At 62.6% G+C, this 20,881-nt stretch carries 14 protein-coding genes; 7 read left to right on the top strand and 7 right to left on the bottom strand.

Going from position 1 to position 20,881, the window contains the following annotated elements:
- Nucleotides 1–29: 29 nt before the first annotated feature.
- Entirely contained in the window at nt 30–872 is an 843-nt protein-coding gene (locus tag ACYQ6J_RS16465; protein ID WP_460185285.1) for a C-GCAxxG-C-C family protein, read from the bottom strand.
- A gap of 308 nt (nt 873–1,180) precedes the next feature.
- Between ACYQ6J_RS16465 and ACYQ6J_RS16460 the strand changes: the two genes are divergently transcribed.
- The 6 genes from ACYQ6J_RS16460 (at nt 1,181) to ACYQ6J_RS16435 (ending at nt 10,355) form a co-directional block, all read left to right on the top strand.
- Nucleotides 1,181–2,818 (top strand): outer membrane protein assembly factor BamB family protein, encoded by a 1,638-nt coding sequence (locus tag ACYQ6J_RS16460; protein ID WP_460185284.1) that lies wholly within the window; start codon nt 1,181–1,183, stop codon nt 2,816–2,818.
- A gap of 17 nt (nt 2,819–2,835) precedes the next feature.
- Complete coding sequence (locus ACYQ6J_RS16455) at nt 2,836–3,969, top strand: hypothetical protein (RefSeq protein WP_460185283.1); 1,134 nt, start codon at nt 2,836–2,838, stop codon at nt 3,967–3,969.
- Between the two features lie 303 nt (nt 3,970–4,272).
- The gene (locus tag ACYQ6J_RS16450) at nt 4,273–7,593 is read left to right on the top strand and encodes a glycosyl hydrolase (RefSeq protein ID WP_460185282.1); all 3,321 of its coding nucleotides are present in this window, start codon (nt 4,273–4,275) and stop codon (nt 7,591–7,593) included.
- Entirely contained in the window at nt 7,590–8,450 is an 861-nt protein-coding gene (gene modA / locus ACYQ6J_RS16445) for a molybdate ABC transporter substrate-binding protein (RefSeq protein WP_460185281.1), read from the top strand. The genes ACYQ6J_RS16450 and modA overlap by 4 nt, the downstream gene beginning before the upstream one ends.
- Entirely contained in the window at nt 8,447–9,241 is a 795-nt protein-coding gene (locus tag ACYQ6J_RS16440; protein ID WP_460185280.1) for an ABC transporter permease, read from the top strand. Before modA ends, ACYQ6J_RS16440 begins: the two co-directional genes overlap by 4 nt.
- Nucleotides 9,228–10,355, top strand: a complete 1,128-nt coding sequence (locus ACYQ6J_RS16435; RefSeq protein ID WP_460185279.1) for an ABC transporter ATP-binding protein — start codon at nt 9,228–9,230, stop codon at nt 10,353–10,355. Before ACYQ6J_RS16440 ends, ACYQ6J_RS16435 begins: the two co-directional genes overlap by 14 nt.
- A gap of 80 nt (nt 10,356–10,435) precedes the next feature.
- Here the strand turns inward: ACYQ6J_RS16435 and ACYQ6J_RS16430 are convergent, their stop codons facing one another.
- The 4 genes from ACYQ6J_RS16430 to ACYQ6J_RS16415 form a co-directional block, all read right to left on the bottom strand.
- Nucleotides 10,436–11,635, bottom strand: coding sequence for an MFS transporter (locus ACYQ6J_RS16430; RefSeq protein ID WP_460185278.1), 1,200 nt, complete (start codon nt 11,633–11,635; stop codon nt 10,436–10,438).
- Between the two features lie 108 nt (nt 11,636–11,743).
- Nucleotides 11,744–12,703: an ABC transporter ATP-binding protein gene (locus ACYQ6J_RS16425; protein WP_460185277.1), complete on the bottom strand. Its 960-nt coding sequence runs from the start codon at nt 12,701–12,703 to the stop codon at nt 11,744–11,746.
- Between the two features lie 17 nt (nt 12,704–12,720).
- On the bottom strand, nt 12,721–13,698 hold the full coding sequence (locus ACYQ6J_RS16420; RefSeq protein ID WP_460185276.1) for a DUF1559 family PulG-like putative transporter: 978 nt from the start codon (nt 13,696–13,698) through the stop codon (nt 12,721–12,723).
- Between the two features lie 32 nt (nt 13,699–13,730).
- Entirely contained in the window at nt 13,731–14,012 is a 282-nt protein-coding gene (locus tag ACYQ6J_RS16415) for a hypothetical protein (RefSeq protein ID WP_460185275.1), read from the bottom strand.
- A 559-nt stretch (nt 14,013–14,571) separates the two neighbouring features.
- On the opposite strand from ACYQ6J_RS16415, the gene ACYQ6J_RS16410 reads away from it, so the two are divergent.
- A complete protein-coding gene (locus ACYQ6J_RS16410; protein WP_460185274.1) occupies nt 14,572–17,370 on the top strand; it encodes a DUF5703 domain-containing protein in 2,799 nt (932 codons plus the stop codon).
- A gap of 74 nt (nt 17,371–17,444) precedes the next feature.
- Here ACYQ6J_RS16410 and ACYQ6J_RS16405 read toward each other — a convergent pair whose 3' ends face one another.
- Together ACYQ6J_RS16405 and ACYQ6J_RS16400 are read right to left on the bottom strand one after the other, a co-directional pair.
- Entirely contained in the window at nt 17,445–19,712 is a 2,268-nt protein-coding gene (locus ACYQ6J_RS16405; RefSeq protein WP_460185273.1) for a nitric-oxide reductase large subunit, read from the bottom strand.
- A gap of 55 nt (nt 19,713–19,767) precedes the next feature.
- Entirely contained in the window at nt 19,768–20,823 is a 1,056-nt protein-coding gene (locus ACYQ6J_RS16400; protein ID WP_460185272.1) for an Rrf2 family transcriptional regulator, read from the bottom strand.
- Nucleotides 20,824–20,881: the final 58 nt, after the last annotated feature.

Raw genomic sequence — 20,881 nt, 5'->3', positions numbered from 1 at the left:
GGGGGTGCGGTGCGTGCCTCCCCAAGCCCCTACCGACTGCCGATCGTTTCCGACGGGTGCGAGTCCGGCAGCGTGTGACAGGTCCGGCAATCCATCTTCACCATCGCGTCGGCCAGTTGCGTCTTGCCGTGGCACGCGTTGCAATCCTTGGCGACGGACGAAATATCGCTTCCGGCAAGCTCGGTCCGTGCCTCGGCCTCGTTCAGTACGATCGCCAGCATCCGGGCCCCGTCGGCGGTCAACCGCCGGCACCGCTCGCTTTTCTCCTTAGAAAAGGCCGGACAGCCCGAAACCTCGCACCACCGCGAGACCGATACGTGACACAACACCGAATTCGCGGAACTGGCCGGCAACTCCATGGGCGACGGCGAAGTTTTGGGTTGATACGTCGGCAGCGGCGTCGCTTCGTACCACCGCGCAAAGCGACCGATCAGCCTGTTTCGAACCTCCTCGTCGTCTTGATAGAACAGCGCGATGACCGCCGCCGCACCGTTGACCACGCCGCAGATGGATCCCCAACCGCCGACCCCGCCGTGGCCGTAACGCATCATGCCGAACGGAAACGAGGCGAACGGTTCGCCCACCTTTTCGGCCAAGGCCGTCATGACGGAACCGACCATCGAGTACATGCACGACCCGTTGGGGTACATGGCGTAGGCCCGATCGGCGAGTTCGTCGGGGTCCAAAGCCATGTATTTCCAGGCCGGTTGTGCCGCCTTGGGAAGATCAGGCCCACTCGATCCCGACGCGCCGGATGTCGCCGCGCTGCCCGAGGAATCTCCCAAAGTCCGGGCGCATCCCGCCATCAAAACTCCGCCGGAATACAGCCCCAGCGACGAAAGCACGCTGCGTCGCGCGATTTGCTTTTCCATCGACACATCCCTCCTTTATTGCCGGATTGCTGATCGGTCCGACTCGGCGAGATGGACGCCCGCCTTGCCGCGGACTTCCACGAACAACAGGTGCGACCCCGTACTGCCGTTCTTCTCGTTGCAAATCATAATTGCATATTTTGACAACTATGCAATATTTCGGCAAGATGCAAATGGCTGCCGCCCTTGCTCGCGACGGATTCGGCCTTTCTCTCCGAGCTTCTGGATTGCGGACACCGCGGAAAATAAAATGATCGCCGCATGGCAACGGGTCCGCCGTAACCGGTATCGCGATCGGAAGGATGACGATGGGACTGCAAACAACAGCCCGATCCGCCGCTCTCCTCATAGGGGCCGCGTGTGTTTGGGGGTGGTGCTTGGCGGACGACCGCTCCGGCGCCGCGTCCCCGCCCCAAACGCCGTCCGGTTCGACAAGCGGAGGGCGTGCGGCGACGGAAGATTGGCCGCAATTGCAACGCAACGCCGCACGTCATGGGCGATCCGAGATCGAGGTCCCGCCCCCGTACCGCGCCCGTTGGATATGGTTCGGGCCGGAGTACGTGCTTCGCAATCGCGAATCGAAGCAAGCGCCGGGCTGGGACGACGATCTGACCAGCGCGGAGGGCAAGAACCTTCCCATGCCCGCGCGGCTACCGTTCTGCTTCGCCGGTTCCATGCAACCGATCTGCGTTGCCGGGCGCGTATTCGTGGGGGACTGTCAGGGAACCGTGTACGCGATCGACGCCGACGACGGCGCGACGCTGTGGACGGCAGCCAATCCCGGGGGCTCGCTCTGGCCGGGAGTCGCCGCCGAAAACGTGGTCGCCTTCGCCACGGTGACGGGTCGCGTGACGGCCTGGGAGGCCGCCACCGGCAAGCAACTGTGGCAATACGACACCGGCAAGGCCGTCACCGTCGCCCCGGCTTTGGAGGGCGGCATCCTCTTCACAGCCAACCAATCGGGACGGGTCTATGCCCTGCGATTGAGCGACGGAAAGGAGCTGTGGAAAAGCGAACCTTTGGGCGCACCGATCCAGGGCGGACTTTGCGTCGCGGGCGCCAAGGTCTATGTAGGAACCGAGGCCATGGAGGCCGTAGCGCTTGACGCCGCCACGGGCCGAATCGCCGCTCGCAGCGAACGCCTGATGGGGCAGAGCTTCCGGTTCCTTTGGCCGGTAGCCGCGGCCGATCGCGTGATTTTCACCACCGTGCCGCTGATTTGCGTGGGCAGCGAATATGTGAATGATCCCATTCTCGCGGGGAAAGGCCCCGACTTCGGAACGGTGGGCTGGGACCCCAGTCTTCGTCCCGGCTATCCCGACGTCGCCTCCGAGCAGGCCGCCCTCCGCCGCTGGCTGAGCGGACCGGGCAAGGTGTGGGAGACGCACTTCGCTTTACGGACGGACGATTTGAAGAAGGACTACGTCATCGCGACGGGCGTCACCGAGGGCTGCGGCATGCCGCCCGACCCGCCCGCCCTCGACGCCCGCGGACGACCGCTCTTGTGGTGGGCCTCCGCCTATGGAACCGTGATCCGAAAGTGCGGCTTCGGCACCAATTTCACCACGGATATCAGCGCCCTGGACCTGAGCAACGGCAACCGCATCCTGGTCGACAACGGGCGCTACGCCGATCAGACGACGGAGACCGACAACCTGTACGCGATGACTACCGGCGGGCGTTATTTGTACTTGAGGCAGAACTTCCGCGGAACCAGCGTCATTGATTTGGAAACCTCGCGGCATCATCGCATCAGCGCCCTCTATCGCCGCTGGGACGGCGGGGGATGGCAGTCGCCGATCAACTATGCCCAAGGAGACGGCGACCGCGTCCGCGTTCCCGATACGCCGCCCGCGCCGTCGGGACGCACGGCACCCGCCTTGGCCGAGGGAAAGCTCTTCTTCACCGAAAACTTCGCCGTCACCTGCGTGGAAACGGCGCGCTAGTAGCGGAGGATCGTGCGATGTTCCAGGTTTGCTGTGCCGTTTACGGCATCCTCTTGTCCGGCGCAGTATTGACGACGGAAGAATACGGCCGATATCTTTGGCAAACGCCGCGCGTCGCAGCCATCGATATGGAGGCGACCGCCCCGTTGAGGGCCGAATTGCAGGACGAGGTGGAACGCATTTTGAACGCGGGGCTTCTTGCGCCGCTGCGATTGAGCTATGCCGACGTGCCGCACGAGGCCTATTGGCTCTATTACGAGCGCGGTCGAATGTTGACGACTTTGGCCTACGCTTATCCCTACGTCACCGCGACGCAGCAGGACCGCATTCGCGAGTACGCGGCCAAGACGCTTGCCGATCCCAAACATGCACCCTATCTGTCAGGCATCCTGGGGCCGACGGACGGCGCTCCCCGCCCCCTGCACGGTCGATTAGTGACCGAGGGGCGCTATATCTCCGAATACGGCCCTTGCCCGACTTTGCACGTCCTGTACGGCCTGTGGCTGTACGGAGACCGCAGCGGCGACTGGAAGACCTTGCAGCGGTACTGGGAACTCATCAAGACCCGTTACATGGAAGGCATCGAGAGCGAGCCGATTTTGTACGGCCGAATGGGGGCGCACATCGCCGTGGCACGACTCGCGAAGAGGTTCGGCGATGCGGGCGCGTTGAGACGGGCGAGCGAGGCGCTGGCCGCCGATCTCGACGAGGGGCGCGACGTATCGCGGATCGCGGCCCAATTGGCGCGCACGAGGTTCGCGCATTTCCAAACGCCGCGCAATCGCGGCAGTTTCCCCGGCGACTGCTGGATGTTCCTCGATGCATGCCCCGAGGTCCTCCGCTTCTTGGCCGACACGCAACGGTCGGAGGTCCTCCGCCGCACCGAGTTGATGAAGGCCCGCTATCCGCTCTGGTGGCTTCATCAAGCGCCGTATTTCACGCGTTGGACGGGCGACGAGGGCGTGGGCGTGACTCCCGAGTTGATCGGTATGATCCACCCCGTGGAGCGCTGGGTGGCCGGGACCGATGCCCGACGCTTGGCCGACTTCATGCGGTCCGTTCCGGTCGGCATCGGCGATTGCTACTGGATCGAGGCTCTGACGCGGACGATCGAGGCCCATGGCGAAGTGCAGTGGGCACCGGCGGATTGAGTTGGGTAGCGCCGTCGCGTAACGTCACGGCGTCGCTCGCACGCACGGCCTGCACCGCAAATACCCGATCCGCCGCGGGCGTCTTCCAAACATCCGCTTTCGTCCGCCTGCCCCTCCACGAATTCCCCGCCTCGTAACTCGGGACCTCCGGCAAGGTGTCGCGTGCAGGCAAGGCTCCTTTTTATAATGAGACGGCATTCCACGGTATTAACGCGCGCGGACGCGCCGGCGACGTGCGGCGATGCAACGTTCGGTTCCGACGCGGTCTCGACCGTGCCTTTTTCCTGTAGAGGAACGGCTTCCATGAAATCCATCGCGCGGCATTTGAGTTTGGGCCTGATTCTCTTGGCGGTTTCGGCAAGTTTCGCGGTTGGGCAATCGTTGGACGACGGTTGGGAGTCTCCGCCGCGGGAGGCCCGACTCCGCGCCTATTGGTGGTGGCTCAACGGGTGCGTCACCCGCGAGGCGATCACGCGCGATCTCGAAGAGATGAAGGCCAAGGGTTTCGGAGGAGCACTCATCTGCGATGCCGATGGCTCAAGTCAAGACGGCAACGAACGGGCACCCCACGGTCCCGACTTTTTTTCGCCCGAGTGGAGAGAGTTATTCAAGCACACCTTGCGGGAAGCCGATCGGTTGGGGCTGGAAATGAGCCTCAACATCCAGAGCGGTTGGAATCTCGGCGGCCCCGTCGTTTCGGCCGATGATGCGGGGAAGAAGCTCGTCTGGTCCGAGGCCCGCGTCACCGGACCGGCGACCTTCCAAGGGCCGCTTCCGCAACCCGCTCAACGCGACGGATACTACCGCGACGCGATCGTCGTCGCGTATCCCATCCAACAAGTCCGCGAAGAGGCGGAGGACGCGCGGGTCACCGCTTCGTCGGCCCAACCGTCGCATCCCGTCGACTTCCTGATCGACGGTGACGGAGACAGCTTCTGGGTCTCGGAAGGCGCTGCGCCGGGAAAAGGTCCGGCCCCCGATCACCCGGAATGGATCGAATTCGCCTTCACCGCCCCGCTCACGATCGATCGGTTGGTGCTGCTGCCCCGACCCGGGTACGGGCCGCATGCGTGCCGCTTGCTGGTCTCCGACGACGGACGCGAGTTTCGCACGGCGGCCGAGTTCGCCATCACCAATCCTCGGGAGGAATTCACGCTCTCGCTGGATCCCGTTTCAGGCCGGGTATTCCGCCTCATGATTCTCGGGGCCTATGACCGGGGCGAGCTTCAGAATCCGAGAAATGTGCAGATTCGCGAACTGCGTCTGGCGGGTCCCGACGGCGCTTGGCCGCGTGCTGCCGCGCGGCGCCCGATCCGCAATTGGGCGGAGAAGGCCGGTTACCGCCCCCTGCACTTCTCCGCGCCCGATACCACGCCGCTGCTCGAAGAGGATCCGCCGGTCGCGGGGGAAGAGGATGTCACGCCGGACCGCGTCATCGACTTGACCGACAAGTTGGGGGCCGACGGGACGCTGACCTGGGAGGTACCCGAAGGCGACTGGCAGATTCTTCGCTTCGGCTATACGGTCAGCGATCGTGCCTACGTCTCCACGTGCAGTCAAGGCTGGGAGGGTTACGCCTTGGACGTGCTCGACGCCGGGGCCTTCGAGCGTTACTGGGACGCCGTGGTCGAACCGCTGCTGGCCGACGCGGGACCCATGGCGGGGAAGACCCTCCGCTATCTGCACACCGATAGCTGGGAGATCGAACCGCTCAACTGGACGCCGACCCTTCCCGCGGAATTCCAGCGGCGCCGCGGTTACGCCATGACCCCGTGGATGCCGGTCCTAGCCGGTCGCATCGTCGGCGATCGTCCGTCCAGCAACCGATTCCTTTACGATTTCCGCAAGACGTTGGGCGACCTTGCGATCGAGCATCACTATCGCCCGTTTCGGGACCGCGCCCATCGACTCGGGCTGGAGATTCATCCGGAGTCCGGCGGTCCGCACGCCGTCCCCATCGACGCCCAGCGTTGCCTCGGTTTCAACGACGTGCCGATGTCGGAGTTTTGGGCATGGTCCTGGCGGCACCGCATCGGCGACGCCAATCGGTTTTTCGTCAAGCAACCGGCCTCGGCGGCCCACACTTACGGTCGCCGGTTTGTGGCGGCGGAGGGATTCACAACCATCGGTCCGCACTGGCAGGAGACCCTGTGGGACAACCTCAAACCCTCGTTCGACAAGGCTTGTTGCGAGGGCTTCAACCTGCTCTTCTGGCACGCCTTCGTTTGCTCGCCGCAAGAGCACGGCCTGCCGGGGCTGCAATACTTCGCCGGAACGCATCTCAATCCAAACGTCACCTGGTGGTCGAAGTCAAAGCCTTTCTTCGATTACATCAACCGCTGCCAGTTCATGCTTCAGCAGGGGCTTTTCGTCGCGGATGCGTGCTATTATTACGGCGATCACGTACCGAACTTCGCCCAGTACAAAGGCACGAATCCCACCAAGGTCTTGCCCGGCTATGATTACGACGTCATCACGGCGGAAGCGTTGCTGACGCGGGCCGGGGTGGAATCCGGGCGGATTGTCCTTCCCGACGGCATGAGCTATCGCGTCTTGGTTTTGCCCTCGCACGGCGTGATTTCACTCCCGGTGCTCCGCAAGATCGGAGAATTGGCGGAGTCGGGCGTTACCATCGTCGGGCCTCACCCCCGCGGTTCGCCCAGCCTGAGCGATGACGAGGCGGAACACCGGCGGTTGGTCGAGGAGTTGTGGGATCGCGGACGCGTGATCGCCGACAAAACGGCCCGCGAGGTGCTTCAGGCCGCCGGGGTGCCGCCCGACTGCGAGTTCTCCGACGCCTCCGACGTCGCCGATCTGGACTACATTCACCGCCGGACGGATGCCGCGGACATCTACTTCGTCGCCAATCGCGGTACCGCAGAGGAGCATATTACGGCCACCTTCCGCGTATCGGGAAAGGCGCCGGAGTTGTGGGACGCCGTGACGGGACGTCGTTCTTTTGCCGACGTCTATTCCGAGAAAGACGGACGCACCGCGGTCTCGTTGAATCTTCCGCCGTGCGGGTCCGTGTTCGTGATCTTCCGCGAGCCCGCCGCGGCGTACCCGCCCGAGAGTGAAACGCAGACGCCGCGGCGCCGGGTCCTTCGCGAAATCGCCGGACCGTGGCAGGTCACCTTCGATCCGCAGTGGGGCGGGCCCGGCACGGTTACTTTTGAAAAGCTCGACGGTTGGACGGAGCACTCGGAACCGGGTATCCGTTACTACGCGGGCACGGCGATCTACGAGAACGCATTCGAGGTGCCGGACGCCTGGATGACCGCGGGTGAGGGCCGGGTTTGGCTCGATTTGGGATCGGTCCGCGAACTTGCGGAGGTTTTCGTCAACGATCGTTCCTGCGGGATCGTTTGGGCGCCGCCTTTCCGTGTGGATATCGGTGGGGCGATCCGATCGGGCAAGAACCGCTTGCGCATCGAGGTCGTGAATTTCTGGCCGAACCGTATTATCGGAGATGCTTCCCTGCCCGAGGATCGACGCCTCACGCGGACCAATATCCGCAAACTGACGGCGGATACCGAACTGATGCCGTCCGGACTGTTCGGACCGGTGCGACTGGAACGGACGGAAGGAGCGACAAACGCTTCGGCAGTTCGCAACGCACCATGAAGACGCTGGGTTCCATCGCCGCGCTATCCGTGCTGATCGCGCTGGGCCGAGGCTGCTCCCATGAGGATCACCCGGCGCCGCGACTGTTGGCGTTCGTGGGGGCCGCTGCCAAGCCTGCCGCCGAGGAGGTCGCCCTGCTCTACGAACGGCAAACCGGCGTCAAGGTCGAATTGGTTTTCGGGGGCTCGGGTTACGTCCTTTCTCAAATGAAACTGGCGAGGCAAGGCGACATCTATTTCCCGGGTTCGTCCGATTACATGGAGATCGCCAAACGCGACGGTCTGGTGTTCGCCGACAGTGAGCGGATTATGGTGTACCTGGTGCCGGCCATCAACGTGCAGAGAGGCAATCCCCGCAACATCCGCGAACTGCGCGACCTGGTGCGACCGGGCTTGAAGGTAGCGATCGCCAATCCCGAGGGCGTGTGCGTGGGCGCCTACGCGGTGGAGATCATCGAGCGAGAGTTTTCGCCCGAGGAAAAGGCCGCCTTCCGACGCAATCTAATCAACTACACGGAAAGCTGCGAAAAAACGGCGACCGCCGTCGCCCTGAAGATGGCCGATGCCGTGATCGGATGGAGCGTATTCGAACATTGGGACCCGGGGCGAATCGAAACCGTGCCGCTGGACAAATCGCAAATTCCTCGCGTGGGCTATGTACCCGTCGCCGTTTCGACATACACCAAGGACCGCGCCGGCGCCCAGCGATTCATCGACTTCTTGAGCGGTCCGGAGGGTCGCCGCATCCTCGCCAAGCACCATTATTTCGCCACGGCCGAAGAGGCCTTCCGTTGGATCGGCGAGGAAAAGCCGGTGGGCGGGGAATACACGGTCCCGGATGAGTGGATTTCGGAGTGAAGCGTTCCATGAGCCTCCGCCGTTCGACCATTGCCGCCGCGGTCGCCGTGTTGCTACTCTACGGGGGGCTGATCGTCTCCCTCGGTTGGTTCCTGGAGGCCGGCACGGTCGCCGCGACCCTGCGCTCCGAGCGGACGCTGTTCTCCGTGCGTCTGTCGCTGATTTCCGCCACCTTGGCGGCGATACCCGCCCTACTGCTTGCCGCGCCCGCCGCCTACGCACTGTCGCGATACCGTTTTCCCGGCCGAGAATTGGTGGACACGCTGCTGGAGTTTCCCATCATCGTCTCACCCGCCGCGCTGGGGGCCATGCTACTGATCTTCTTCAACAACCCGCTCGGCGCGTGGATTCAAGATCACCTCATCCAATTCGTCTTCAGCGTGGCGGGGATCGTGCTGGCGCAATTCGTGACGGTGCTGGGCGTAGCGGTCCGCGTCCTCAAAACCTCCTTCGACGAGGTGCCCGTGGAGTTCGAGACCGTCGCCCGAACGCTCGGCGCATCCCCCTGGTACGCCTGGACCACGGTCACGCTGCCGCTGGTCCGTCGCGGTCTGATCGCGGCCTTCGTGCTGTCTTGGGCCAAGGCCCTGGGTGAATTCGGGGCCACCATCATGGTCGCCGGCACCATGGCCATGCGGACCGAGACGCTGCCCACGGCAATTTACCTCCGCTTGGCCGGGGCGGATATCGAAGGCACGGCGGCCCTGATTCTGATTTTGGTAATCCTCGGCCTGACGGCCTTGTACGCGACCCGGCGGTTGCTGGGAAGGGCGGTCCATGCTGCGGATTGAATCGCTTTCCGCGACCATCGGAGGCTTCCGTCTCCGCGACATCCGCCTGGCCGCCGCCGAAGGCGAATGCCATGCCGTGATCGGCCCCTCCGGATCGGGCAAGTCCACGCTCCTCAACGCGGTGCTGGGCTTGATCAAGCCGGAGAACGGCCGAATCCTCCTGGCCGGTCGCGATATCACGGGCCTACCCATTGAACGGCGCGAATTGGGCTACTTGCCGCAACAAATCGCCCTATTCCCGCACATGACCGTCCGGGAAAACCTGGTGTACGGCGCTCGGGCAAGACGCCGCGCCCCGGCGGAGTTCACGCCGCTGCTGGATCAACTGGTTCGAGCGACGGGACTGCGCCCGCTCTTGGACCGTCGCCCCGACACGCTCTCCGGCGGCGAGCGCCAGCGCGTGGGTCTGGTGCGAGCCTTGGTCAATCGCCCGCGATTGGTCCTCCTCGATGAACCCTTCGTCGCGCTCAACGAGAGCCTCAAACGCGAATTGTGGTGGTTGGTCCGCGACCTGATCCGGGAATGGCGATGGACCGTCCTGCTCGTCACCCACGACCTCGCGGAAGCCTATTTCTTGGCCGACCGCGTCACCGTGCTCTTGGAAGGACGCGTCGTGCAGCAGGGCGACAAGGCCGACGTCTATCTCCGCCCCGTCGCTCCGCGAGTCGCCCGCTTCTTGGGCGTGGAAACGCTTCAGCCCGGTCGGGTCGTCGGGTACCGGGACGGCCTGGCCCAGGTGCAGGTCGGTTCGGCCCGCTTGACGGCGCTGGCCTCGCCCGACCTCTCCGGCGAAGTCCTGGTGAGCATTCGCGGCGAGGACGTCATCCTGGAGCGCGACGACAAAGTCACCGGCAGCGCCCGTAATCGGCTTCCCAGTCGCGTCCTATCGATTCAACCCGGAAGTCCGCTCTTGTGCGTGCAGTTGGACGCAGGATTCCCGCTCTTGGCCTGCATCACGCGACCGGCGTACGAAGAACTGGCGATCCGCCCGGGTTCGTCGATCACCGCCGTCATCAAGGCTACCGCCGTCCATTTGATCCCAACCCCGACCGAGCCCGAATCGGCCTTCGAGCCTCAAGCGAAGGAATCGGCCGCGCGGCAAACAGGTGAGTGACGACCGTCGGAGCGGTTGCCTCCGATAATCGGGCGACCGCGGAATGCCGACGCCTTCCCCCGCCGGTCTTTGAGACAGCCTCACTTCCTAGCCGTCCCCAAAGGCAAACCGATGATCGCGATGGCCGAAAAAACGGCGCTCGCGAGGAATGTCCCCGCCGGTCCGACCCATTTCCACAGGGCGCCCGCCAGCAGGCTCGCCGCCAAGGCGGTCACGCCGGAGACGAAGTAGAACACGCCGAATCCCGATCCGCGCAGCGAGTCGGGGACGCTGTCGGCGACCAAGGCGGCCAACAGCCCCTGCGTTAGCCCCATGTGAAGCCCCCACAGCGCGATGCCGACCAGGATCATGGCGATGGGAAGGTCCGCCGCCAGCACGAGGTCCGCGCCGATGAGCACGATCAGTCCCGTCGTCAGCAATCGCGTGCGTCCCCATGAATCGGAAAGTCGCCCGGCGGGATAGGCCGAGACGCTGTAGGTGAGGTTCATGACGACGAAGGCCAACGGCGTCCACGCCGTGGCAAGACCGGCGTCGTACGCCCGCAGCACGAGAAACGCCTCGCTGAACCGAGCCAGAGCCATCGCGGCGCCGATCAGCAGAACACCCCAGAACCTGCCGCCCAGAGATTTGACGTCGCTCCAACGCGGCAGTCGGCGCGGGGCCTTGGCGTCGGCATCGTCTCGCGCCGGTTCTTTAACCCCCACGATCAGCAGCACCACCGCGGCGACGGCGGGGAAGGTCGCGACCCAGAACACCGCCCGAATATCGTTGGCAAGCGCCGCCATCAAGGCCAGCGCCGCGAGCGGCCCAAGCAGAGCGCCCAAGGTGTCCAGGGCCTGCCGCAGTCCATAAGCCGCGCCCCGCACTTCCGGCGGCGAGCAGTCGGCGACCAGGGCGTCCCGCGGCGCACCGCGCATGCCCTTGCCGATGCGATCGACGAATCGTGCAACGAACACCCAAAGCGGCGAGGCGGCCAAGGGGAAAAGGGGCTTGCTGACGGCGGCCAACCCGTAGCCCATCACCGCCAGCGGCTTGCGTCGGCCCATGCGGTCGCTGATAACGCCCGAAAACACCTTCGTGATGGAGGCGACGGCCTCCGCCACGCCCTCGATCATGCCCAACGCAATCGTGCCGGCGCCCAAGGTCGATATCAAAAACACCGGAAGCAGGGCATGGATCATCTCCGAGGAAACATCCATGCACAAACTGACGAAGCCGAGCACCCAAATCGCGAGGGGAATGCGCCGGGTCGCGGCATCTTCGCGGCGCGATTTCATCATGAACCGAGACCTCCTGCCGGAGCCTGAGACGTCACCGATCCTCCCCTTTCCCTTCGGCGGCAAGACGACTCGCGGTGGCAAGACGTTCCGCACCGGTCGTCTTTTCGCTCATTCATAAAAGGCGCGTCGCAGAGCGGGTTCCGTCGAACAAAACTTGTTATACGCCTTGCCGATGTTGATCAGCGGCTTGGAGAGGAATTGCACGTTCGCCACGAACAAGGCCAGACTGCCCGCCGAGACCTCCGAAACGCCCAGCGCGGCGGGGACGGCATGCGCTAACCAAATCACCAACAGGCAACCAACCCAAATCGTAAACTGCATCATGACTTCGGAGAAACCCATCCAGCCTTCCCGCCGCCGGATTCTGCCGTACAACCGCTCCTGTTTCTCGTGGAGTTCGTCGAGGCGATCAGGCGAAGCGGAACGGGCGACTTCGGTCACCGCGAGGAACATCTCTCGATTCGAGCGCCGGATCGGTCGTCCTAACCAAAGCGTCAATCCGAGATTGAACACCACGATGATCAACAAGGCGGGCAACCAATCCGGCGAAAGCGTCCATTGTACGACGAAAACCGTTACGATGCCGACGATGATTGCGGGAACATCGCGAACGTAGACTTCCACGGCCTTCCGCGCGTCGCGGCAATCGTACTGAATACGCGAGACGACGGCCATAGTATCGTCTCGCGGCCTGCGACGCAGGTAAGTCCGCTGGAGCTCGAACGTGATAAGCGGATCGTAAAATCCCTTCAGACTCTTCTCGAGGAATTGCAGAAACGCCAATCCCATCAAGATGACGATGTACCACGGGATCCAGGTCATCACAGTATCGGCCGCGTTGGCGTCTTTTCCCGAGAGTCCGTCGGCCACCTTTTTGATGACGACTCCCTGCATGGGATCGAGAACGGCATACAACACCGCAACCACCAAAACGGCGGTCAACCATCCTCGGTGACAAAAAAGAAGGGGAATGCTATCCCGCAATAGTCGCAGAAGCGAGATATGCTCACGGGATGCGGCACCGCGGCGATTGCTTGCCTGTGAAGATTCGATCAACCTGGTCGACACGCCGAAGCGCTCCCGCCTCACGGACCTTCGGAAACCGCTTCATTTCCTGCACGACTGACCAGGGCGCCGACCACCCGCATACTGACGTCTTCGCGGAGAAACCGCACCGAACCGTCCGCCAGGCCGACATTAGCGCCGCCGGGGTGAAAGGAATAAATGTTCTTTTGGTTGGTACAATTGACGGCGCAGGGACCGTTTTTCGTCAAACCGTCGTAGGTTGACCCTTCGATGTCGGTCACGTTGCCGAAGTCGGCCCAACCGGAAGGATGTGCGCTTACGGCCCCCGTCTTGCGTCCGCGGGCGACGTAATGATTCGGTCCGCCGGCGGATTCCACGATCAGAATCGTATTCGACGTGCCGTCCGTGATGTCCGCGACGCGGTTCCTGACGTACGGAACGCTGCTCTTATCGGCGGGTTCGCTCGCCTTGTTCGGCCCCAGCATTTTCGTCATGGCGCCGCGGACGTCGCCGATCGGGTCCATCAGACCAAGACTCATCAACTCCTCCTTGACCGCCCCGACCGGCATGTAATCGGTGACGGCCGCTTCCCAGGAAATCGTCATTTGCAATTCCTTATCCACCTTGGTACCGCGATGGAACCCATCGCGCGGCGCGGAGGGACAAAGGAAGGTTGGGACCTCGGTCTTGATCACGTCACGATTCCGATCGTCGAACCAATGCACATCGAAGTTGTAGGCGTCAAACAGGTTTCCTTGCTCCATGTACGGCAGGACGAAAGGATAGCAACCGACGTAGGCAGGCACTCGTTTACGTGAAGGCGGATACTCGCCGTGGGCGCTATCGTAGTTGTAGAACGCCAGCGATATCTGCTTTTGGTTGTTTTGACAGTGCGCCCGACGCGCGGCTTCGCGGGACGCTTGAACGGCGGGGAGCAATAGGCCGATTAAGACGCCGATGATCGCGATCACGACCAGCAGTTCGATCAAAGTGAAACCCAAGCGGCAGGCTGGGCGACGGCTTCGATACACGCCCATATTCGTCTCCTCATTCGCGTTCTCGCGTGCCTCTACTCCAACCGGAACAGGAACTCGGCCGGCTTCCCGTCGATGGATACTTTCAGCGGCGAAGTGGCCGGTGAGGAGTATTTGGTCCCGGCCAGTACGTCCCTTCCCGGTTCTTCATCCGGGCCGGGGATTCGCCAAATGACCGTCACTGCATACTGCCCGGCCGGCAGTCCGTCGCCCGTCTCGTACGTATTCACAACAAACGATCCGTCCTCGGCGATCCTGCCGAAGGGCTTGCCGGCCGATCGTGCAACATCCGCCCCGATGGGATGGAAAATGACCAAGGCTTCCTGTGCCTTCGGTCCGCGGAATTCGACCTTGCCGCGTGCGGGAACACAGGGCAGCCGATTTCCGCCCCGTTGTCGCTTCCGACACCCAAGCAGTACGCTAAACGCTCCAACCGCAATGAACCATCGACGATTGCCGCTGCACCTTAACATACGAACCCTTTCCACGTGGGAACGCGCTCGCGGGCCGAGGTGAGCAACTTCCATACCTCACATATCCGAGCGGAGCGATTTTACCTAAGTGACGAAATCAAGTATCTTTGCGAATCTGAATCGCGGCATGGGGAAGACGCATAGGCGGGAAGAAAAATCCATGACGTCGAAGACATCGACTTGACTGTCGAGATAATCGACACCGGCTGTAGTAATTGGCGATGCCGGCGCCGCTGCGGAATAGTCTCCCCGTTGCGCCGTGTGTCAGGTCGGGTGTTTTCGATGTAAATTGTTTGTCAGCCGATCGCAGCGCGCTTCAACTCCCGCCGGAGGGCAAGTGAAGGCCTATCGAAGCGCGAAACGTGATCTCGCGAGACCCTAGCAATACTCAGGAGTCGCAACCGTGAAGCCGATCTCCCTGCTGCTTAGGATCGCCGGAACCGTTCTCTCGGCCCTTTGCGGGCTTATCGCGGCGGCGGAATCGCCGTCGTGGCCGGACGCGTACGACGTGGAATGGGATAGCCCCAGCGAGGAGTGTCGCGGTTCGATGCCGCTCGGCAACGGTCAGGTCGCGATCAACGCCTGGATCGAACCCGACGGTTCCATCCTGTTCTACATCGCGCGATCGGACGCTTGGGACGAATACGGACGACTTCTGAAACTGGGCAAGGTCCGCGTAAAGCTCGATCCCATGCCGGGCGCCGTGGTGAACTTCCGTCAGCGATTGCGACTCCGCGACGCCACGATGACCGCCTCGTGGGGAGAAGGACGAGAGACGGTCTCCGTCGGCGTTTGGATCGATGCCGCCGCGCCGGTGATTCATGTGGAGGCCGAGACCGGTCTACCGACCACCGCCTTGGCAGCGATCGAATTGTGGCGCACGGAACCGACGGAAATCCGGCATTTGGAAGTGAGCGACGTCCTGCTGGACCGCGACCACCCGGACGGCAAACGCCAAGCGATGATCGCCCGTCCCGACGTGGTTCTACAAGACTGGCCTTCCGGCATCGGATGGTATCACCACAACACGGAGTCCATCGGCCCTGCGTTGACCGCGCGGATTCAAGGTCTGGACGATTTTTCCCGCCCCGATCCCCTCTTGGACCGTGTGTTCGGGGCGGCGGTCACGGCCGAGAACGGGCGTCGGTTAAGCGATCGCGAGCTTCAGACGCCGCAAGGAACGCGGCACCACTTCGCGATCTACGTACACAGTCGGTATCCCGCGACGCCCGAGAATTGGCTCCGCTCGTTAGTCGATGTCAAGAATGAATACGAGGCCGTACCCCTGGAATCGCACCGGGATCGGCACCGCCGCCTGTGGCTTGACTTCTGGTCGCGCAGCCGAGTGATGATCACCGGCACCACTCCGACTCCGCCGCCGCGCTGCGTGCCCGGCAACGAGCACCCGATCCGCTTCGGCATCGACCAAGCGGGAGGCAATCGGTTCCGCGGCGATTTGGAGCGCGTGAGCATATGGAACAAGGCCCTCGACGATGCCGCCGTGAAGTCGCTGTCCCAAGCCCCGGCCGGCCTGCCGCCCGACGTGCCGGACGCATTCTTCACCGGATCGCCGGAACCGGGCGGACTGTTGCAGGATTCCGCCGACACGGACTTCTCGCAAGGCATGACCCTGGAGACCTGGGTCAAACCCGAGCAACTTCCGCCGGGCGGGGGTCGCCTGATCGACAAGACCACGCCGGGCCAAAACAACGGATTCTTGCTCGACACGTATCCCGGCAATAGTCTCCGCTGCATCGTGGGCGACCACATTCTACAACTGCCGGAAGCCCTGCCCGCCGGCGAACGGCACCACGTATCCGTCACCGTCGCTCCCGCGGCGGGCGAGATCAAGCTCTTCCGCGACGGCGTCGTCGTGGCACGCAAGCGCTTCGAGGTCTTGGATCCGGCCTTCGTCGTCAGTCGAGGTTATTGCCTGCAACGGTTCATCACGGCCTGCGCCGGTAAAGGCCCTTACCCCATCAAGTTTAACGGTTCCCTGTTCACCACCGCCTGGCCGCAGGGCGAAGCGGATGCCGACTATCGGCGATGGGGCCCCGGCTACTGGTGGCAGAACACGCGATTGCCGTACTACGCCATGTGCGCCGGCGGCGATGCCGAATTGATGCAACCGCTGTTTCAAATGTACGCCCGAGATTTGGTTCCCTTGTTCGAACATCGCACCAAGAAGTACTTCGGCCACGAGGGAATGTTCATTCCGGAATGCATCTACTTCTGGGGCGACGTCTTCAGCGAAACCTACGGATGGACTCCCTTCGAAGAGCGAGGCGAGGACAAGCTGCAATCCAGCGGATGGCACAAATGGGAATGGGTCAGCGGTTTGGAATTGGCGTGGCTGCTTTTGGATTACTACGAACACACGCAAGACGAGGCCTTTTTGCGCGACTCGGCGCTGCCCGCGATTCGCTCCGTACTGACTTTTTTCGACCGGCACTATCCGCTGGGTGACGACGGCAAGTTGGTGATGCATCCCGCCCAAGCCCTGGAGACATGGTGGGACTGCACCAACCCCATGCCGGAAATCGCCGGTCTGCATGCCGTGACCCGGCGGTTGCTGACGCTTCCCGAGGGCGTCACCTCGACCGAGGATCGACGCTTTTGGCAATCGCTTCAGGGCAAACTGCCCGAGTTGCCTACCCGGGAGGAGGACGGCGTCCGCTTCCTCGCTCCCGCCGCGCAATTCGCGAATAAGCGAAATATCGAGAACCCCGAACTGTACGCCGTCTTTCCGTTTCGATTGGTATCCTTCGAGAAGGACAACCGCGAGCTAGGCGTGGAGGCTTTGCGGCGGCGATTGGATCGGGGGCACATCGGTTGGCGGCAAGACGACGTTTTCATGGCCTACTTGGGATTGGCCGAGGAAGCGCGGGAGTACGTGGTCGCGCGGGCCTCGGAGTGGAACGGCGAATCGCGTTTTCCGGCATTCTGGGGGCCGAACTACGACTGGGTACCCGACCAAGACCACGGTTCCGTGCTGATGATCGCCGTGCAGAGCATGTTGATGCAATGCGAAGGGCGGAAGATCTTCGTGCTCCCCGCCTGGCCGCGGGACTGGAACGTTCAATTCACGCTCCACGCGCCGTATCGAACGATCGTGAGCGGCGAGTATCGGGACGGTCGTTTGCAAACGCTGGAGGTCACGCCGCCGGAGCGCCGTCGCGACGTCGTCTTGCCGCCGGAATGAACGCGCCGCCCGAGCGAGCTTATGCGCGCTCGGGCGGGGTCGAATGCTCCGGCCAAGCCTTGGACCGCAACATCCTACTCGGCGGCGACTTCCTTATCCTTCCTCAGTCGCGGGAAGGTGCTGAGCAGGAAGTACAAGAGCGGCAAGGCGCCCACGACGATGATGATCGTGTCGGGGACGATCCGCCAGTTTCCGAGTGTCTGGATGAGCGGCAGGTTATAGAAGGCCGCGCTCCTCGCCCACCAAAAGCCGGAATCGTAGGAATACCAAAGCTGATTCAAACCGATCGGCAGCAGCCCCGTCAAAAACATCAGAAACAGCCCGCCGTTCAGCCCCCAAAAACTGACCATCAAGAGCCGATCATTCCAGTACTTGTTGTCGACCAGTCCTCGCCACGAGAACAGGATCAATGCGATGGCGAGCATGCCGTACACGCCGAAAAGGGCCGTGTGCCCGTGATTCGTGGTCATGTAGGTGGCATGCTCGTAGTAGTTGATGATGGGCAGATTGATGATGAACCCGAAGATTCCGGCCCCGATGAAATTCCACACGCTGCTGGCGGTCAAGAAGTACAGCGGCCAGCGGTAGGGGAATTCGCGCCCTTCGTCCTTGATGGACTTATATTCCATCCAAGCGCGGACGACCAGGAGAATCAACGGGATCGGCTCCAAGGAACTGAATACGCCGCCGACGGCCAGCCAAAAGCCGGGACCGCCGAACCAGAAGTAGTGATGGGCGGTGCCCGGTATGCCGCTGATGAACACCAAGATCGCCGTCAAATAGGCCACGCGCAGCGCCGAGCGAGCCGAAACCAGCCCCAGCGTCACGAGGAAGAGCGAGATCACGCCGACGCCGAAGAACTCGAAAATGCTTTCCACCCAAATGTGGACCACGAACCAGCGCCAATAGTCGGCGATCGTCATGTGCGTGCCGCGGCCGTACAACAGGCCGAATCCGAAGAACAAGACGACGAACACGGCGCTGAAGACGTAGAACAGCAGCAGGGACCGCCGGTCGGCGGCCTCTTCGTTTTCGTCGGCTTGGCGCCGCAACACCGGCACCATCGCCCGATAGACCACCACCAGCCAAAAAATGAGCCCGCCGAACAGCAGGATCTGCCAAATCCGGCCCAATTCCAAGTATTCCCAGCCCTGGTGGCCGAACCAGAACCACCACTGATCCAAATACCCCTTGATGCCCAGAACCTGTCCGGCCAAGCCGCCGACGGCGACCGCCAGCGCCGCGACGAACAGAATATTGACGAGCGTTCGTTGTCCTGCCGGCTCCTTGCCTGCGATCAAAGGGGCGAGATAGACGGCTGTGCCCATCCACGATACCGCGATCCACAAGATCGCCAGTTGCAAGTGCCAAGACTTCGCCCAACTGTACGGGTAGACCTCCCCAATGATCTTTAGGTAGAAGCTGCCCGGGTGGACCGTGTAATGAGCCAGTAAACCGCCGTTCAATATCTGCACGATGAAGAGCAAGCCCGCTACCAGAAAGAACTTGGCGCTGGCCCTTTGGCTGGGCGTCACCGGGGCTTGAAGGAGACCGTAAGCCGCCGGCACGGCCTGCGATTCGCCGTAGAAAAAGCCGTAGCGGTGAACGATATACACGACGACCCCCAGCACCCCGAACAGGGCCAAAATGGAGGCCACGCTCCAAACCAGGGCATCCGTCGAGGGTTGATTGCCCACCAAACGATCGCTCGGCCAATTGTTGGTGTAGCTATAGTTCAAGCCGGGGCGATTGGTGACGGCGGCCCAGGCCGTCCAAAAGAAGAAGTCCGCCAAATCGCGGCGTTCCTCGGCCGTCGGCACCGTGTTCGGCAAGAAACCGTAATCGGAATCGCCCTTGCCGAAAACCTGATCCCAGTACATTCGCATTTGTTCCAGGGCGTAGACTTGGGCGGGAACCAATTCCAGCGTTTTGCTCTCCGCTTGATAGCGATTTTCCTTGAGCAACCGAATCACCGCGGCATCTTGCGCATCCGGTTCGCGGCGCGGCTCGGGCGGTAGTCGCAGATAGGCGTCCTGCGGCGCGTCCCCGTTCAGGTATTGCTTGACCAGCGCCGCCGCACAGTGCAACGTGTACGCGGAAAAATCCATTCCCCGCAGCGACCCGTGTCCCCACACGCTGCCGTGATCCATGAGGCCGTAGCGTTGAAAAGCGTCTTGTCCCCTCCGGATCGCGGCCCCGTCCGTGATGTCGCGACCGCCGCTGACGACGCGATCGGGGATGGGCGGCACCTTGTCGAAGGCGAAGTATCCGCCGACAAGCAGGATGGCCATACTGACCACGAACGTGAGAATCGCCGCGTTCCTCAAGCCCTTCGTACTCATGGGTTCGCTCCTTGCCGAGAGTGCCCGCAACCAGAACCTCAACCGGAGAACGCAATCAATGGCCGCAAGAATGGCCGCCCGCCTCGCCGGGCGGGTTGGACGGCGTGGAATCGACGCCCAAACGTTCCGCCAACTCTTCGGCCAGCCGATGATACTTTTCGTGAACGCCGGCCCCGATCTCTTCGGCCTCGACCTTTTCGAACGCCGCCGCCAGTCGCGTCTGATCCTCGGCGCTGAACGCTTGGTCGGCCATGACGAACAAAACCTGATCCTCCTTGGCGATGTGGTTCCGCAGCAAATTGCAATAGGCGCGAGCGGCCTGCGTAAAGGCGGTCTGGGCCGACGCGTCGCCGCCGGAAACGGCCTGTAGTGCGTCCGCCATGCGCCGGATCAGAGATCGGCCTTGTTCGTGTTCGTAGATCATCACGCCGGTGGGTCCGCCGTCTCGCGGAAACCCCTTCGCCTCCATGGCCGGAAACAGATGCCCTTCCTCCTTGCCGTGATGGCAACGGTCGGCGAACTCTCGAAAGAATTCCAACATTTGCCCGGCGACCGCGGCATCGAAGCCCTTTCCCCTCTCGGATCGCTCCGCCGTTTCCTGGAGGCAATCCAGCACTCTTTCGATGACGCGATGTTCCTGACGCAATCGTTCGGTCGGTTTCATGGACGTCTTCTCTCTCGTCAACTCGGGAATGGGAACCATCGGACAGCGATCTCGCGGGGGCAGCTCCGCGATGGTGGTGCTCTTCAAGAAGGCGATGTATGCGTCGCGAACCACCGCCCAACGATCGTGCAGAACACAAAGCCCCTCCGCCGAACAGGGTCGCCGATCCAAGAAACAGTTCGACCATCGCTCGAGGCGTTCGATGGGGTTGACGACATCGAAGAGCGTGATCCGATCGGGCGGACGAGCCAATCGAAACCCTCCGCCTTTTCCCTTTTGCGACTCCACCAACCCTTGGTTGATGAGCGATTGGAGCAGCTTGCCCAGGTAGTTGCGGGGAGCCTCGATTTCCGCGGCGATTTCACCGGCACCGAGGTAACGCAACGGCGGAGCTTGAGCCAGCAAGGAAAGGGCTGCAACGGCATGTTTGGCGGTTTGAGAAATCAATCGAAGAACTCCTCGAATCACATGCCATTATACCATTCTGTCGTTTTCGTCAAGCCTT

Source organism: Thermopirellula anaerolimosa (genome assembly GCF_054657335.1).
This window is presented reverse-complemented; position numbering and strand designations above follow the sequence as displayed.